The following is a 15,283-nucleotide window of genomic DNA, read 5'->3' as shown; positions in this document are numbered from 1 at the left end:
GTGCCACGATGCGGGCATGCAGCCAGCGCCGACCGTACGCATGATGGGCCCCTTCCCGGGGCCATCGGTCGTGCGCTGACACATCCGACGAGAGACCCCGCGGCGGCGGGGTAGCTCGGCGTACGCGGGTCAGGGTGAAAGGACCCGCCATGGGACGCCGCTATGTCACCACCGCCATTCCCTACGTCAACGCCGAACCGCATCTCGGGTACGCCCTCGAACTGGTGCAGGCCGACGTCCTGGCCCGGCACGCGCGCCGAGCCGGGCACGAGGCGCGGCTGCTGACCGGCACCGACGACAACGCCTTGAAGAACGTGGTGGCCGCCCGCGCCGCCGGGGTGGACACGCGTACGTTCGTCGACGGCAACGCCGCCAGATTCGCCGCGCTCGCCAAACCGTTGCAGGTCGCGTTCGACGACTTCGTGCGGACCAGCGCCGACGAGCGGCACCTCGACGGCGTCGCCCGGTTGTGGGCGGCGTGCGCCGCCCGGGGCGACTTCTACCGCCGCTCGTACTCCGGCCTCTACTGTGGGGGCTGCGAGCAGTTCTACGCTCAGGCGGACCTGGTGGACGGCGTCTGCCCCGAGCACGGCGTCGCGCCGGAGCCAGTGACCGAGTCGAACTGGTTCTTCCGCCTGTCCCGCTATCAGGACGAGGTGCTCGCGGCCATCGAGTCCGGCCGTGTCCGTGTCGAACCGGCGGCCCGGCGCAACGAGGTGCTCGCCTTCCTGCGCGGCGGCCTGTCCGACATCAGCGTCTCGCGACCGGCGGCCCGCTCCGGCGGCTGGGGCATCCCGGTGCCCGGCGATCCCAGCCAGACCGTCTACGTCTGGTGGGACGCGCTCGGCAACTACGTCACCGCGCTCGGCTACGAATCCGAGCGGTACCGGCGCTGGTGGGCGGAGTCCGACGAGCGCATCCATGTCATCGGCAAGGGCATCGTGCGGTTCCACGCCGTCTACTGGCTGGCTCTGCTGCTGTCGGCCGGCCAGCCGCTGCCCACCACCATCCTCGTCCACGACTATCTCACCCTGAACGGGGCGAAGATCAGTAAGAGCGCGGGCACCACCGTGGACCCGCTGCGGCTGATCGACCGTTACGGCTCCGACGCCGTGCGGTGGTGGCTGCTGCGCGACGTCGCCCGGCTGGGCGACACCGACTTCACAACCACCCGGCTGATCGACCGGGCCGACCGCGATCTCGCCAACGGTCTGGGCAACCTCATCCATCGCACCACCACATTGGTACGCAAGCACTTCGGCGCGACCCCATCGGGTGGGGCCGGTGGACCGTTGACCGCAGCGCTCGGCGTACTGCCGGAACAGGTGAGTCGGGCGCTCGGGGTCGGCGACTTCCGGACGGCCACCGGCGCCCTCTGCTCGGCCGTCGAGCAGGCCAACCGGCACATCGACGCGACCCGGCCGTGGCAGCTCGGCGACCGGGACTCGGCGGCCAAGAGCGCCGTGCTGGCCGACCTGCTGTCCGCCTGCCGGCTGATCGCCACTGAACTCACCCCGTTCCTGCCCGACGGGGCCGCCCGCCTGCTCGCCCAGTGCGCGGGGGAGACGGCGGTACCGGCATTCCCCCGGATCGGATAGGTTCAGGGCCATGTCTCTCGCCGCCACCCCGCTCGCCGCCGCGGATCTGGAGTTCTACACCACCTTCGCGAAGATCGACGACAGCTTCGTCCTCGTGCTGGCGTTCCTCGGCGCCGTCGCGGTCCTGCTTCGCGTCCGCAAGAACGGCCTGCTCTCGACGCTCGCAGCGGTCGCCGGTCTCGCCTGCATCGGCCTGGCCGACCTGTACTGGCTGCTGCAGGACTTCGAAGTGGTCACCGGGTCGAACGAGTTCGTGTGGGCGGCCAGCCGGATCGTGTTCGACCTCGGCATCGTGCTGCTGATCGCCGCGCTGGTGCTGCCCCGCGTCGGGGCGACCGGGCCGAAGCCGCCGGCTGTGCCGCCGGTCGGCGCCTGGCCGGGCCAGCCCGTCCCGCCGCAGGCCCAGCCACCGGCCTACGGGGCGTACGCACCGCCGCCCGCACCGGCGTCGCCGCCGGCCGGTTGGCCGCAGACGCCGCCGCAGCAGTAGACGTCAGCGCGACCGTCGTAACAGGATCCCGGTCAGCTCGGCCCCATGCGGGCCGAGCTGGCTGAACCGGCGCGGGTTATGCGGCGGGGAGGTCTCGGGATCGCTTCAACGGTCCGATCAGGAGAAACAGCGGCGAGCAGGCCACCGTCACCGCCATGATCCACACCGTGGGACGTACGCCGATCCACTGGCCGAGCGCGCCGCCGATGATCCCGCCGAGGGGGATCGTGCCGAAGTTGAGGAACATCATGCTGACACTCACCCGGCCCAGCAGCGGCCGGGGTGTGTAGAGCTGGCGGAAACTGCCCCGGATCACGTTGCTGACGGCGGTGCCCGCGCCGACCATCGCGCCGCCGATCACCGGGAGGATCAGCCGCCAGCCTGGTGCGGTCAGCGGAATCAGCACCGCGAACGGTGCGGTGCCGAAGACTGCGAGCAGCAGGCCGTGGGCGCTGCCGAAGCGGCGGGAGATCCGGGTGGCCGCCCACGCGCCGAGGACCGCTCCGGCGCTCATCCCCATCAGCAGTACGCCGACGCGTGCGCTGTCGACGCCGACCTCCCGGACGAGGAAGACCACGAGAACCGCCTGGTACGCGATGAAGGCGAGGTTGAAGGCGGCCCCGAAGGCGGAGAACACCCGCAGATACGGGTCGCGGACGACGAAGCGCAGACCTTCGCGAATGTCGCGGGTGAGGCTGGAGTCGCGGGGGACCGGCGCGACCACCTCGCGGGCCCGGATGCGCAGCAGACAGACGGTCGAGACGAGGAACGTCGCCGCGTTGACGAGCAGCCCGGTGAGGATGCCGAGGACCTGGGTGATGCCCCCGGCCAGGCCGGGCCCGGCGACTTGGGCGAACGCCTCGGAGCCGTGCATCTTCGCGTTACCGGCGGGCAGTTCCGCTGGCGGCAGCAGCGACGGCAGATACACCTGGTACGCAGTCTGGAAGAAGACCGCGGCGGTGCCGAGCAGCAGCGCGGTGACGAGCAACTGAGTGAAGCCGAGCCAGCCGAGCCAGGCCGACACCGGCACGCTGACGAGCAGTGCGAACGACACGAGGTTGCAGGTGATCATCAGGGGGCGCCGGGCCATCCGGTCGACCCACGCCCCGGCGGGCAGGCCGATCAGCAGCCACGGCAGCCAGCCGGCGGCGGTGAGCAGTCCGATCTGGAAGGTGCTGGCATGCAGGGTCGTGATCGCGGCGAGCGGGAGGGCGACGGTGCTGACACCGGTGCCGATCTTGCTGACGGTCTCGCCGAACCAGAACTTGGCGAAGTCGGACTTGTGATCGGCGGCGGGGGCGGGACTGGGGGCGGGAGCGGTGAGCGTAACGGTCATGGCTGTGCGGGAACTCCGTACGAGAAGACGAGGACAGGATCACGGTGGTGGCCGTCGTCGGGGATCTCGCGCGTGCCCCAGCGGAGCAGGACGTCGATGATCTCCTGGCCGAGCTGGGCGAGTTCGGCGGGGGTGAGCAGCATCCAGCGGTCGGCGACGAACGCCGCGTCGACCCAGTCGGCCTGTTCGGCGGAGTGCTCGGTGGCCAGCCACTCGCGGGCGGCGCCGGAGTGCCGGTCGAGCAGCATCGTCTGGACCGCGGCCGAGACGGTCGCCGCGGCCGGGTCGGCGGCGAAGTCGCCCTGGGACCAGCCGAGGTTGGGCGAGACCCGTCGCCACCAGCGCTCGCGCTTGTCGCGGGCCAGCTCCGGGGCCTCCTCGATGAGGCCCGCGGTGCCTAGTACGCGCAGATGGTGGCTGACGTTGCCGATGGCCTCGCCGGTGCGCTCGGCGAGCGCGCTCGCCGTGGCCGGCCCGTACGCCCGCAGCAGGTCCATCAGGCGCCGGCGCAGCGGGTGCGCCAACGCGGCGAGCACGTTCGAGTCGGTGATCTTGTCAGTCACCAGCAGATCATGACATACACAAGAGCAGTTGCACAACTGCTCTTGTGTATTCCGGGCGATAAGGGCCAGCTTGCGGCGGGACAGGAATTCCTTCGTCGACACCTGCTGATTCGTCATGCCCACTGACCGCGATGCGCCGACCGCGCTGTTTGTCGGGGGTACGTGCTGGAATGCCCGGATGGATCTTCGAGCGAAGCGCGCCGAACTGTCGCGACTCTGCGCCGACGTGGTCGGCGAGTCGGTCGGCGCCCAGCTGGCGGCCCTGGCCTGTCCGGCGTTCCAGTTGCGGCCGGCTGAGGCCGGACAGCCGGCGACTGGGCGCTGCGCCCTTGGCGGCCCGGCTCTGCTGGACCCCGGCACGCCCTGGCCGCATCACCGCGACGTCCCGCTCAGCCTCGCCGCCGTTCTGGACACCGACGCGCTCGCCGATCTGCTCGGCGAGCCGGTGCCCTGGCGGACGGGTCTGCTGAACGTCTTCGTCTACGACCCGGTCCCCGAGCACGAGTGGGACGCCGACCTGACCTCTCCCGGCTGGGCCCGGGTGATCGCCGCCCACCCGGATCGAGCCGTCGAGCGGACCGCAGCGGAACCCGCCGAGTCCTACGAGCGGATCGCGGTCGACGCCGTCCCCGTTCTCACTCTGCCGGACCAGTGGGACGACGTGGTGAACCGGCTTGATCGCGGTCCGCACCGGCAGAACATTCTCGGCATGGAGTTGCACCCGGTGTACGAGCAGTGGGGCGATGTCAACGGCCACACCGCCTTCGGCTGGCCGGGTTGGGAGCTGGGGCCGTCGCCTTACTGGGCCGAGGACCACCTGCACCTGCTCAAACTCGATGCCTTCCCGTTCGACGGCACGCTGTACGTCTCCGTCCCGGCGGCGCGGCTGCGATCGGGCGACCTGAGCGGGGCCGTGGCGACGCTGGAGACCTACTAGCCAAAAAGATGGCGTGATCACGTGAGGTCGGGTGGCCGACCGCTGGGCGATTTTGGGGCTGACTGCGATCTTGAAGGGATCGCGCATGAGTCTCAGCGGACGGACCGCGATCGTCACGGGGCAACCCGGGGCTTCGGCCGGGCCATCGCCGAACGCCTCGGCCACGACGGCGCGAACGTCGTGCCTCACCACAAGCAGATCTACCCACGCCTGCGGCAGGTCAAGGCGCGGTGGGAGCTGTTGGGACACCTTCCGCCACGCCCAGTCCGTTCGGCTCCCCTGACCGAAGTCGACCCCGCCCGTAGCCGTCCCTGCCCGGAGTCGACCGTGTCCGGAGTCGACCGTGTCCGGAGTCGACCGTGTCCGGAGTCGACCGTGTCCGGAGTCGACCGTGTCCGGAGTCGACCGTGTCCGGGAGTTGATCAGTCCCGTCGGGAAACGATCAGGGTCGCCGGGACGCGACACGCCGGTCGATCACGACCAAAAGTTCATGATCGCGCGGAAAGAGTGTCCCGAGCCGGCCACCGCGCGGAAGGGCCGGGAGGGCGCGGGGACGCATGCCGACCTCCATCGCGCGGATCGAGACCGACCGCGCCGAACGTTTCCTCAAGCAGTCTCAGCGCAACGCGGTCGCTGCGGCGTCGCGTACGGCCGTCGTCAGGGTGGTCAGCGCCGCCGACTCCAGCTTCCAGTGCTGCCAGTACAACGGAACGTTCACCGGCCGGCCGGGCAGCCGCAGCACCCGGCCGGCCGTGATCTCGGCCGTCGCCAAGGGCTCCGGCATCAGCGCCCAGCCGAGCCCGAGCCCGATCGCGCGGTTGAACGCGTCCGCCGACGGGATGTAGTGGATCGGCGGATCCAGCGACCGCCGTGTCAGCGTACGCAGAAATCGGTGTTGCAGCTGATCCTTGCGGTTCAGCAACAGCATCGGGGCGTACGCGAACTCCTCCGCGCTGCCGCCGCCGGGAAACCACCGCTCCCGTACGCCCGGCGCGACCACCGGCAGGTACCGCATGGTGCCCAGCCGCTGCACCCGGCAGCCCTGCACGGGCACGTTCTGCGTCGTCACTGCGGCCATCACGGTGCCGCTGCGCAGCAGTTCGGCGGTGTAGTCCTCGTCGTCCTGGTGCACGTCGAACAGCAATCGCGCAGCCTCCGGAACCGCCGCCAGCGCGGGCAGGAACCAGGTGGCCAGCGAGTCGGCGTTGACCACGATCGGCAGCCGCGTCCAGGTCTCGCCGGCCGGCTCCGGCACGCCGCCCCGGGCCGCGTCCAGCGCCTCCCGCTCCAGCAGTGCCACTTGCCCGGCCAGGCGCAGCAACGGCTCGCCTGCTGCCGTGGCCACACAGGGCTTGGCCCGTCGGACCAGCACCTGCCCGGCCGTCTGCTCCAACGCCTTGATCCGCTGGCTCACCGCCGACGCGGTGACGTTCAGCGCCCGCGCCGCCGCGTCGAAGCTGCCCTCACGGATCACCGCGGCGAAAGTCTGCAGCTGGGCCGAGTCCAAGGTCACCTAAGCAATACTAATCAAGCCTAAGAAACATTAGTTGGACTGCATGCAGCGGCGTTCCTACGGTTGCCGGGTGCTCACCTCGCTGCTCGCCGGATTCGGCGCCTCGCTCGGCCTGATCGTCGCCATCGGCAGCCAGAACGCTTTCGTGCTGCGGCAAGGGCTGCGCCGTGAGCACGTTCTGCCGGTGGTCCTGGTCTGCGCCGCGTCCGACGCGCTGCTCATCGCGGCCGGGGTGGCGGGTCTGGGCTCCGTGGTCGCCGACCGTCCCGTAGTGCTCGACGCCATCCGGTGGTCCGGCGCCGCGTTCCTGCTCGCCTATGCCGCCTTGGCGGTACGCCGAATGCTGCGACCCGGGCTCCTCGAAGCGGCGGCGGGCAGTGGCGCGGGACTGCGCGCCACCCTGCTGACGTGCCTGGCCTTCACCTATCTCAACCCGCACGTCTACCTGGACACCGTGCTCCTGCTCGGCGGACTGGCCAGCCAGGAGAACCACCGGTGGTGGTTCGCCGCCGGGGCCGCGCTCGCCAGCGCGGTCTGGTTCGCCGGACTGGGCGGTGCCGCCCGTCGGCTCGCCCCGAAACTGGCTCGCCCGGCGACCTGGCGCGTACTGGACGGCCTGGTCGCCGGGACGATGACCATCGTGGGGCTGCGGCTCATCCTCGGGTGAGCCTCAGCCGCAGCCCGGCCGGCTACCTCCGGCGGTCACGCTCGGAGCGGTCGTCCTCCACGTCGATCTGCTCCTTGCGTACCGTGTCCTTCACGTGCCGCTGCTCGGTGTGGGTCTCCGTCACGAGGCCGACCTGCTCCACCGGCACGGTCTCCTTGCTGACGGTCGGCCGCTCCTCGTGCAGGATCACCTCGGCGGTCTCCTCAGCGAACGGCTGCGCGCCCGGACGCTGCGCCCCCGGCTGGTCGATCGGGTGGCGTTCGACCCGGACCTCCTCGTGGCTGACCGGGACCGTGATGTCCACGTTCTCGGTCACCACGTGCTTGCGCAGGCGGACCTTGCCGGTCTCCACGTCCTGCTTGCCGGTCCGCAGCTGCTCCTCGTAGCGGGTGATGTTGAGGTTCCTGGACCTCTCGCCCATCCCGGCGCGGTTGTCGATTCCGGCTCGGTTGTCCATCCCGGCACGGTTGTCCATCCCGGCACGGCTGTCCATCCCGGCACGGCTGTCCATCCCGGCTCGGCTGTCCATCCCAGGTCGGTCGTCCATCCCGGCTCGGCCGGCCATGCCGGTCCGGTCGTCCATGCCGGTCTTGTCAGCCGTCCGGGTCTGGTCGCCCGTCCGCATGTCGCTGCCCAGCCGGGCCTGATCATCGGTCCGCGGCTGGTCCGGCGCCCGATGCTGGCCAACCGCTCTGGCCTGATCGGACGCGGCGGCTCGCTCGGTCGTCGCGGACCCGCCGCGATCGGCGAACTTGCCGGCCGGCAGGTTGTAGTAGTACCGGTCCAACTCGGCCGCCGAGCGTTCGCTCAGGTTCCCGGAGTCGCGCTCCACCTGCGGCGCGTGCTTTACCTCGTCCTTCATCGCCGACACATGGAGCTTGTGACCCTCGATGTGACTCCGGTCGTCCAGCGGCACGAAGTTCTCGTTCGTGCCGAACCATCCGGTACGCACGGCGACCCAAGCCGGGTGCCCGTCGTCACCGTCGAGATAGACCCGGCCGACCGACCCGATCTTCTCGCCGGCTCCGTCATACACCTTGGCTCCGGCCAAAAGGTTCAGCTCTTGCGTGCTGATCATCAGAAGACCCCCCGTCTTCTGGCCTTGCCATGTGGCCTTGCGAAGATCGCGTACCCAGCGGATCAAGGTGGAAACACGAAGATCCGGTTGCTCCCGTTGCAGGAGCAACCGGATCGGGTCGCTCAGGAGGCGTACACCTCGAATTCATTGACCCGCACGTAGCCCTGCTGATGCGTGGGGCCCGAGTAGCCGAGGACCCGGATCAGCCGAGTCGAGCGCTGCGGGAAGGTGACGGTCACCGACAAGGCCGTGTTGCCGCGGACCGGTGTGCCGACCGTCTCCCAGCCGAACCCGTTCCAGATCTGGATGTCGAAGTCCCGGATCGGATATCCCTGGCTGGTGTAGACGACCGCCCGGCCGACTGTCCGGTTGACCCCGAAGTCGAGCTGGACCCACTGCGGCTGCAGACCGGGGTAGTTCTCGTCGCCGTAGCTGTTGGCCCAGCTGTAGCCGCCGCCGAGGCTGGTGTCCGCCGACCCGTCGTTCACCCGTTCCGGGGCGTAGCCCGGGAAGGTGGACGAGGCGGCGACCGTCGCCTGCCTGGCGTAGTTGTCGACGCCGGTGCCACCGGTGCCGCCCATGCTGCACACGTTCCACTCCACGGTGCCGGTGCTGTACGGGATGTAGGTGGACTCGCCGAAACCGACCAGGCCGATGCCCATGTCGTCGTTCTTGGCCTCGATCGTGATCTTGACTTCCTGGCCGGCGGTGATGTTGAGCTTGAGCTTGATCTCCGCCTTCAGGCTGAGGGTGATCTCGATCTTCGGTCCGCTGTCCTCCTCGACCCACTTGTATGCGAGGTAGTCGCCGAACTGGGCGCGATCCCACGTCGTGAGGAACATGTTGACGACCTTGCCGCGCTTGGCCGTCTTGCGCAGGATCTTGCCCCAGTACGCGTTCTTGATCTCCACGCCGCCCTTGCCCAGGACGATCAGCCGAACCTCGAGCGCGCCCTGCCAGAACGACTCGACCGAGCCCGGCGAGCCGATCTTGAACTGGGTCAGGAACTCCATGCCCTGGTCGTTGCGCAGCCCGGTCGGGTTGCACACCGACTGGATGCCCATGACGGTCTCGGTACGCGCCGAGTCGTCCCCGGCAGCCGTGCTCGCCGTGCTGGAGGTCTTCGCGGTGCTCGTGGTGCCGGCGGCGGTCGCGGTCTCGGCGTCGCCGTTGCCGAGGCCGTCGTTGATCGTCAGCAGCCACACCTCGTAGGTCTCCGTGTACGCCTCGTCCACCGGAGCGTGCTCCGCCACCTGCCCCGACCCGTCCAAGGTGTACGCAGGCAGCGCGGTCTGGCCGTCGGTGCCCTGCACGGCCATCGTCACCGGGTTGCCGGTGATCACGCCCTCCTCGTAGTTCGGGATGAAGATCTGCGGCTGGTACGCCTGCCCGTCGATGTTCTGGAACCGCGCCACGATGTCCTTCACGGCCAGCCAGTCCGGGGCGTTGGGGTCGACCGTCCCGGTCGCCTCCGCCTCGGCGATCACGTCGGTCAGCAGCGCGTTGGTGTCTCCGTCGAACATCCGGCCGACCGCCGTGCGGACGAGGTTCTGGAAGCTGGTGCTGGCCGACACCCGCAACAGCGGGTTCACCATCTCGCTCAGATCCGTACGCAGAATCAGGTCGTTCTGCGTACCGGTCGGCAGGGGATCGGGCCAGGCACCCTCGGAGTCCCACGGATTGGCCGGCTGGTCGTTGATCGCCACCCAGAACCGCGAACCCGGCAACAGATTGCCACCGGCGGCGGCCCAGAACGACCACCCGCCTCCGGAGGAGAAGTCGTCGCCGTAGCGGCCGTCGTGGAACTCGGCCAGCCGCCAGCCCGCGCCGAAGGTGCGTACGCACAACGCATCGGCGGCGTCGGTCGACCTCAGCGCGTCACCACGGACGGCGGCGGTGGCGCGGACGGCGCCCTGCGCCCAGCCGTTGTAGAAGTCGTATTCGATCCCGGCGGGGGCGGCACGGCCGTCCACCTGCAGGCACAGCACGGGCAGGTAATGGTCGATCTCGGTGTCGCCGGAATAGGGATTCGTCTGCGCATCGGCTCCAATGTGCACGTAGCCGTCTTGCTGACCGGTGACGGTCCACGTCATCCCGGATTTCAGTCCGTTGGCGCCGGCGTGCGCCGGCAGCGCGGGCGCCGACAGGCCGAGCGTCAGGGCGACCAGCGCCGCCACTCTGCGTACCACGTTCATCAGCGAGCTCCTATCGAGGGGGATCGGCTGGCTGGGGTGACGCACATGGTTCCCGAGCAAGGCGGGGTCGCGCCCCGAATCCCGAACGCGGCTGAACATTGTTGAACGCTTATGGGATGGGCAGTCGCGACGGGCGACCGTATGATCATCGTGCATTGATGATCATGCCTGGTGGTCGATGCGGCGGGGGTGAAAGGAGCGGGCGGCATGAACGGCGAGATCGTGGGTGCCGCGTCCGGTGTGGACACTGTAGACGGCCTGGCCGCGTTGCTGCGGCAGCTGCGCCGGCGGCAGGCCCATCAACGCCGGGACTCCGAGCTGACCTATCGGGAGATCGCTGCCCGGACCGGTTGGTCCATCGGGATCATCGCCGGATACTTCGCCGGACGGACGCTGCCGCCGACCGACCGGTTCGACATCCTCGTGGCGCTGCTGGGCGCCACCCCGGCGGAACAGGGCTCGCTCGCCACCCTCCGCGACCGGATCGCCGACGGGCGACGCGGCGGTGCCGGGCCGGCTAGCGGCGTACCCGGCTGGCCGAAGCCCCGTCAGCTGCCGGCCGACGTGCCGCACTTCACCGGCCGGGAGGCCGAACTCGCCGAACTCGACGAGCGGCTGCCGCTGGGCGGATCGGCCACCTCGGCAGTGATCTCCACCATCTCGGGCACCGCCGGAGTCGGTAAGACCGCCTTGGCGATCCACTGGTCGCACCGGGCCGCCGCGCGATTCCCCGACGGGCAGATTTATCTGAACCTGCGCGGCTTCGACGGTCGCGGCCCGGCGGTCGGCGCCGCAGAGGCGCTACGCGGCCTGCTCGAAGCCTTCGGAGTCGAGGCGCAGCGCATCCCGCTGACCGTGGAAGCCCAGTCCGCCCTGTTCCGCAGCGTCCTCGCCGACCGGCGCGTACTGCTGGTGCTGGACAACGCCCGCAGCGCCGAGCAGATCCGGCCGATGCTGCCCGGCTCGCCGCACTGCCTCACCCTGATCACCAGCCGGAATCGGCTGTCCAGCCTGGTCGTCACAGAGGGAGCGCAACCCCTGCTGCTCGAGCTGCCGTCGGCGACCGAGGGCGTACGCATCCTGTCGAACCGGCTCGGCCCGGAGGCGGTCGCCCGGGAACCGGAGGCCGTCGACGAACTCGTGCGCCGATGCGCCCGGCTGCCGCTCGCGTTGGCGATCATCGCCGCGCGCGCCCGTGCCGAGCCGTCGCTGACCCGGCTCGTCACGCAACTGCGAGATGCCCGGCAGGGCCTCGACGCGTTCGCCGACGAGGACGCCACCGCCGACGTCCGCGCGGTCTTCTCCTACTCCCTGCGCGCCCTCGGCGAACCGGCTGCCCGGATGTTCCGGCTGCTCGGCGTACACCCTGGACCCGACATCACCCTCGCGGCGGCGGCCAGCGTCGCCGGGACCGACGCGACGGCTACCCAGCAGTCGCTCACCGAACTGGTCCGGGCCAACCTCCTCAGCCAGACCTTGTCCGGCCGGTACGCCTTCCACGACCTGCTCCGGGCGTACGCCGCCGAACAGGCCGAGACGCTGGACAGCGCGCCCGTCCGCCGGGCGGCGATCCGGCGGTCGCTCGGCCACTACCTGCACAGTGCCCACGACGCCGCCCTCACGATCTACCCGCAACGGGACCGGATCGCACTGCACCCCGCCGATCCCGCGATCACTGCCGAGTCCTTCGAGGACATCGACCAGGCGCGCGCCTGGTTCGCCGCCGAGCATCCGGTGCTGCTGGCCCAGATCCGGCAGGGCGAACAAGCCGGGCTCGGCGTACTCACCTGGCAGCTGGCCTGGGCGATCGCGGACGTGCTGGACTGGCGTGGCCAGTGGCACGATCTGACGGCCACCCAGGAGATCGCGGCCGAGGCGGCCCGCGCGGCAGCGGACCCGACGGGTCTGGCCCAAGCCCAGCGGATCCTGGCGCGGGCGCACATCCGCTTCGGACGGTGGGACGACGCTGAGGCGCTGCTCCTCGACGCCGCCGAGAACTTCCGGCGCATCGGCGACCTCGTGGGTGAGGCCAACAGCCAGATCGCGTTGTCGCGGGTCCACGAGCAGCACGGCCGAATGTCCGCCGCGCTCGCCTGCTCGCAGCAGGCGCTCGACCTCTTCCAGACGGCCGGCCACCAGACCGGCCGTGCCCGGTCGCTCAACGTGGTGGGCTGGTATCACGCGTTGCTCGGCGAGTACGAGCAGGCCGTCGCGCGCTGCACCGAAGCCCTGGCGGTGCACGCCGAACTCGGCAGCCGATTCGGGCAGGCGCCGGTCTGGGACAGCCTCGGGTACGCCCACCAGCACCTCGGTGACCACGCCGAGGCGGTCCGCTGCTACGAGAACGCGATCCGGCTCTACCGGGAGATCGGCGACCGCTATCACGAGGCGGACACGCTGGTGCACTTGGGAGACAACCACTTCGGCGCGGCCGAGTGGAGCCTGGCGGCCGGATCGTGGCGAGACGCGTTGCGCATCCTGGACGAGCTGAACCATCCGTCGGCCGCCGACGTGCGGCCGAAACTCAAGCAGGTCGAGGAGATGCCGTAGCACTTCCCGAACGTCGAAAAGATCTCGAAAACCCGCTAGCCCTGGCTAACACGTACGCCGTAGCGGACCCTGGTCCGGTGAGAAAACTCTACGTAGCGGCCCATGTCTACATGATCCTGGGCTTGATCAGTGGCCTGGCGTACCGGGAGATCACGAAGATCCAGGAGTACACCGGCGACACCCAGCTCGGCGTGGTGCACACCCACCTGCTCGCGCTCGGGATGCTGTTCTTCCTGATCGTGCTGGGCTTGGAGAAGCTGTTCGGCCTGACCGAGAACCGGCGGCTGTTCGCCACCTTCTTCTGGGTCTACAACGCCAGCCTCGCCGTGACGATCGCAACCATGGTGGTGCACGGGACCCTCACGGTCTACGGCAAGGAGAGCAACGAGGCCATCGCCGGCATCGCCGGGCTGGGCCACATCGGGCTGACCGTCGGCCTGGTCCTGCTGTTCATCAACCTCGGCAAGCGCGTGCCGAAGAACCGCGCCGCCGACGCCGAATAGGACCCCCTCGCCCGTACGCGCAGCGCCCGCCCCCGTTGGGGACGGGCGCTGCGCCGTTTCCGTTCAGAAGACGGGCATCGGCTTCTCCCATGGCTTGTCCATCGCCTCCAGCCGTTCGACGCTGTCGCGATGGAACTTCGCCGACCAGGTGTTGCCCTGCGCCTCGGCCAGCTCGGCCAACCGCTTCTCCTCGGCGACGTCGTCCTCCCAGTCGATCCGCATGAGGTCGCGCAGAGCCTGGATGTATTCCTCGGCAGTCATCGTGCACGCTCCAACCGTTCGTCCAACCTTCCGAGCTTGTAGCGTGCTTCCTCCACCTTGCCGCGCGCATGAGCCAGGCCCGCTTCGTATTGCGCGATGAGTCTGCGGTCCTTGCCGAGTTGTTCCCTCACGGCTATTCGATCGAATTCGTCTTTCACTCGTTGGTCGTTCATGCCACCGTCCTTCCTGGTCGTTCGGCCGCCGATGTGCCCTGCGCCCACGAGAAGGCTAGACCGGTCGACTACCCATAATCAAATGCGGTAATGAGGCTCTCGAATAGCCCGGGTGCTTGCTACACAACGTATTCAAGAGGGCAATGAATCGTCACTCGTTCGGCGTTAGAGAGATAATCGACAGGTGGCGTCGATGGGCTCCACGTGCCGCAGCCTGCGCCATGATTTGCCGCAGGTGCTGCCGGCCGAGACGTTCGGCTGCTCGCAGCCGACTGTGCCGGCTGGTCGGCGGGCTCCTGTCAGTGATCACGACCGTCTTGACGCCGCACGCCGACCGGGTCGCCGCGACGGAGTTGCGCTCCATCATGCGTGGCCACCGGTTACCGCGGCATGCTCGACCGGTTCCCGCCGGACCTCGAGGCCGTCAGGAAGCCGCAGATCTACCGATCCTCGTGGCCGTCTATGGAGTGGCCCTCTAACGAAGACAGAGCGTTCGGTCGTAACCCGGCGACCATCCGGCCTTCGTGCCGGACGGGCACGGCTTTCCCTTGTCCACCAAGGAGACCAGCTTGCGCGTCTTGGTTGTGCAGGCGGTGTGCGCGATCGGGGCGAGCGCCGACCCCAGCTCCGTGACACAGTCGCCGGGCCTGGCTATGGTCCCGCCGTGGCCCTGACCCAGGCACAGGAAGCCGCCGGTGCCGTAGCTGAGCCGGCTGACCGTGTCGCGGGCGGGGCAGCTCGCCGTGGTAGGTGCCACCGCGACCACCTGGGCGAACCAGCCCTGCGGCCAGTCGCACGGCAGCTCCTCGTAGCCGTTGTCGAGCATGCCCACAATGGACACGCAGTCTCCGGCGATGGTGTTCGTACCTCCGCCGCCGCCGGGGTCACCCGGATGGGGCGCCTTCAGGTTGCGAACGCAGGCGAGCCGCTTCTGGAGCGGAAGCGCGCCGGTCGGCCGGTAGGCCGCGTCGGTGTTGTCAGGGCAGCCGGGATCCAGGGGCTTGGCTGTATTGAGCGGGTCGAATGTCGCGCCCAACTCGATGATCTTCGACTGCGCGCGCGGATCGGTGCACGGCACCGGCTCGAACGTCTGCCGGCCGAGCAGCGCGACTCGCAACGCGGCATTGGTGCCGGAGGGGATCGCGGTAGGCCCGTCGACCTGGCGGACGCAGGCGCCGACCTCCCAGCTCACAGGTTGCGGCGGGGGCGCGGACTCGGGCGTCGCCGAGCACCCGACGAGGCCGGCACCAGCCGCGACCACCGCTGCTGCCAGGTAGCCGATAGCCGCCAGGATCCTGCGGGAACGGGACCGTCCACTCTCCACCATTCATGGCCTCCCAAGCCGGTGACGCGTTGCCCACCGTAGTGGGAACATGCCGCCGGGCGCGACTCCTGGTGCATGCCGGCGAGGTCGGCGTG

General features: G+C 69.6%; 14 protein-coding genes. 6 read left to right on the top strand and 8 right to left on the bottom strand.

Annotation, left to right across the window (positions count from 1 at the left end):
• Positions 1 to 149: 149 nt before the first annotated feature.
• A complete protein-coding gene (gene metG / locus HDA40_RS03085) occupies positions 150 to 1,598 on the top strand; it encodes a methionine--tRNA ligase (RefSeq protein WP_253751314.1) in 1,449 nt (482 codons plus the stop codon).
• Between the two features lie 10 nt (positions 1,599 to 1,608).
• Positions 1,609 to 2,088, top strand: a complete 480-nt coding sequence (locus HDA40_RS03080; RefSeq protein WP_253751311.1) for a hypothetical protein — start codon at positions 1,609 to 1,611, stop codon at positions 2,086 to 2,088.
• Between the two features lie 76 nt (positions 2,089 to 2,164).
• On the opposite strand, the gene HDA40_RS03075 is transcribed toward HDA40_RS03080, so the two are convergent.
• Positions 2,165 to 3,424 carry an MFS transporter gene (locus HDA40_RS03075; protein WP_253751308.1) on the bottom strand — a complete coding sequence of 420 codons (1,260 nt, stop codon included), beginning with the start codon at positions 3,422 to 3,424 and terminating at the stop codon, positions 2,165 to 2,167.
• Positions 3,421 to 3,987: an ArsR/SmtB family transcription factor gene (locus HDA40_RS03070; protein ID WP_253751306.1), complete on the bottom strand. Its 567-nt coding sequence runs from the start codon at positions 3,985 to 3,987 to the stop codon at positions 3,421 to 3,423. The genes HDA40_RS03075 and HDA40_RS03070 overlap by 4 nt, the downstream gene beginning before the upstream one ends.
• 178 nt (positions 3,988 to 4,165) lie before the next feature.
• On the opposite strand from HDA40_RS03070, the gene HDA40_RS03065 reads away from it, so the two are divergent.
• Positions 4,166 to 4,924, top strand: a complete 759-nt coding sequence (locus HDA40_RS03065) for a DUF1963 domain-containing protein (RefSeq protein ID WP_253751303.1) — start codon at positions 4,166 to 4,168, stop codon at positions 4,922 to 4,924.
• Positions 4,925 to 5,540: 616 nt separating this feature from the next.
• Here HDA40_RS03065 and HDA40_RS03060 read toward each other — a convergent pair.
• Complete coding sequence (locus tag HDA40_RS03060) at positions 5,541 to 6,431, bottom strand: LysR family transcriptional regulator ArgP (RefSeq protein ID WP_253763544.1); 891 nt, start codon at positions 6,429 to 6,431, stop codon at positions 5,541 to 5,543.
• Positions 6,432 to 6,507: 76 nt separating this feature from the next.
• Here HDA40_RS03060 and HDA40_RS03055 point away from each other — a divergent pair, with 76 nt between their 5' ends.
• Complete coding sequence (locus HDA40_RS03055; protein WP_253751300.1) at positions 6,508 to 7,104, top strand: LysE/ArgO family amino acid transporter; 597 nt, start codon at positions 6,508 to 6,510, stop codon at positions 7,102 to 7,104.
• Between the two features lie 22 nt (positions 7,105 to 7,126).
• On the opposite strand, the gene HDA40_RS03050 is transcribed toward HDA40_RS03055, so the two are convergent.
• Entirely contained in the window at positions 7,127 to 8,182 is a 1,056-nt protein-coding gene (locus HDA40_RS03050; protein ID WP_253751298.1) for a DUF2382 domain-containing protein, read from the bottom strand.
• 122 nt (positions 8,183 to 8,304) lie between these two features.
• The gene (locus tag HDA40_RS03045) at positions 8,305 to 10,377 is read right to left on the bottom strand and encodes a discoidin domain-containing protein (RefSeq protein ID WP_253751295.1); all 2,073 of its coding nucleotides are present in this window, start codon (positions 10,375 to 10,377) and stop codon (positions 8,305 to 8,307) included.
• A 207-nt stretch (positions 10,378 to 10,584) separates the two neighbouring features.
• On the opposite strand from HDA40_RS03045, the gene HDA40_RS03040 reads away from it, so the two are divergent.
• Entirely contained in the window at positions 10,585 to 12,927 is a 2,343-nt protein-coding gene (locus tag HDA40_RS03040) for a tetratricopeptide repeat protein (RefSeq protein WP_253751292.1), read from the top strand.
• Between the two features lie 77 nt (positions 12,928 to 13,004).
• Entirely contained in the window at positions 13,005 to 13,430 is a 426-nt protein-coding gene (locus tag HDA40_RS03035) for a DUF2871 domain-containing protein (RefSeq protein WP_253751289.1), read from the top strand.
• Between the two features lie 63 nt (positions 13,431 to 13,493).
• Here HDA40_RS03035 and HDA40_RS03030 read toward each other — a convergent pair whose 3' ends face one another.
• The 3 genes from HDA40_RS03030 to HDA40_RS03020 form a co-directional block, all read right to left on the bottom strand.
• Positions 13,494 to 13,691 carry a hypothetical protein gene (locus HDA40_RS03030; RefSeq protein ID WP_253751287.1) on the bottom strand — a complete coding sequence of 66 codons (198 nt, stop codon included), beginning with the start codon at positions 13,689 to 13,691 and terminating at the stop codon, positions 13,494 to 13,496.
• A complete protein-coding gene (locus tag HDA40_RS03025) occupies positions 13,688 to 13,864 on the bottom strand; it encodes a hypothetical protein (RefSeq protein WP_253751284.1) in 177 nt (58 codons plus the stop codon). Before HDA40_RS03025 ends, HDA40_RS03030 begins: the two co-directional genes overlap by 4 nt.
• Before the next feature lie 475 nt (positions 13,865 to 14,339).
• Positions 14,340 to 15,191: a hypothetical protein gene (locus HDA40_RS03020; protein ID WP_253751281.1), complete on the bottom strand. Its 852-nt coding sequence runs from the start codon at positions 15,189 to 15,191 to the stop codon at positions 14,340 to 14,342.
• Between the last annotated feature and the right edge of the window lie 92 nt (positions 15,192 to 15,283).

The organism is Hamadaea flava (assembly GCF_024172085.1).
GTDB lineage: Bacteria > Actinomycetota > Actinomycetes > Mycobacteriales > Micromonosporaceae > Hamadaea > Hamadaea flava.
Note: the sequence above shows the minus strand (reverse complement) of the source record. Positions and strands in the feature narration are given on the sequence as shown.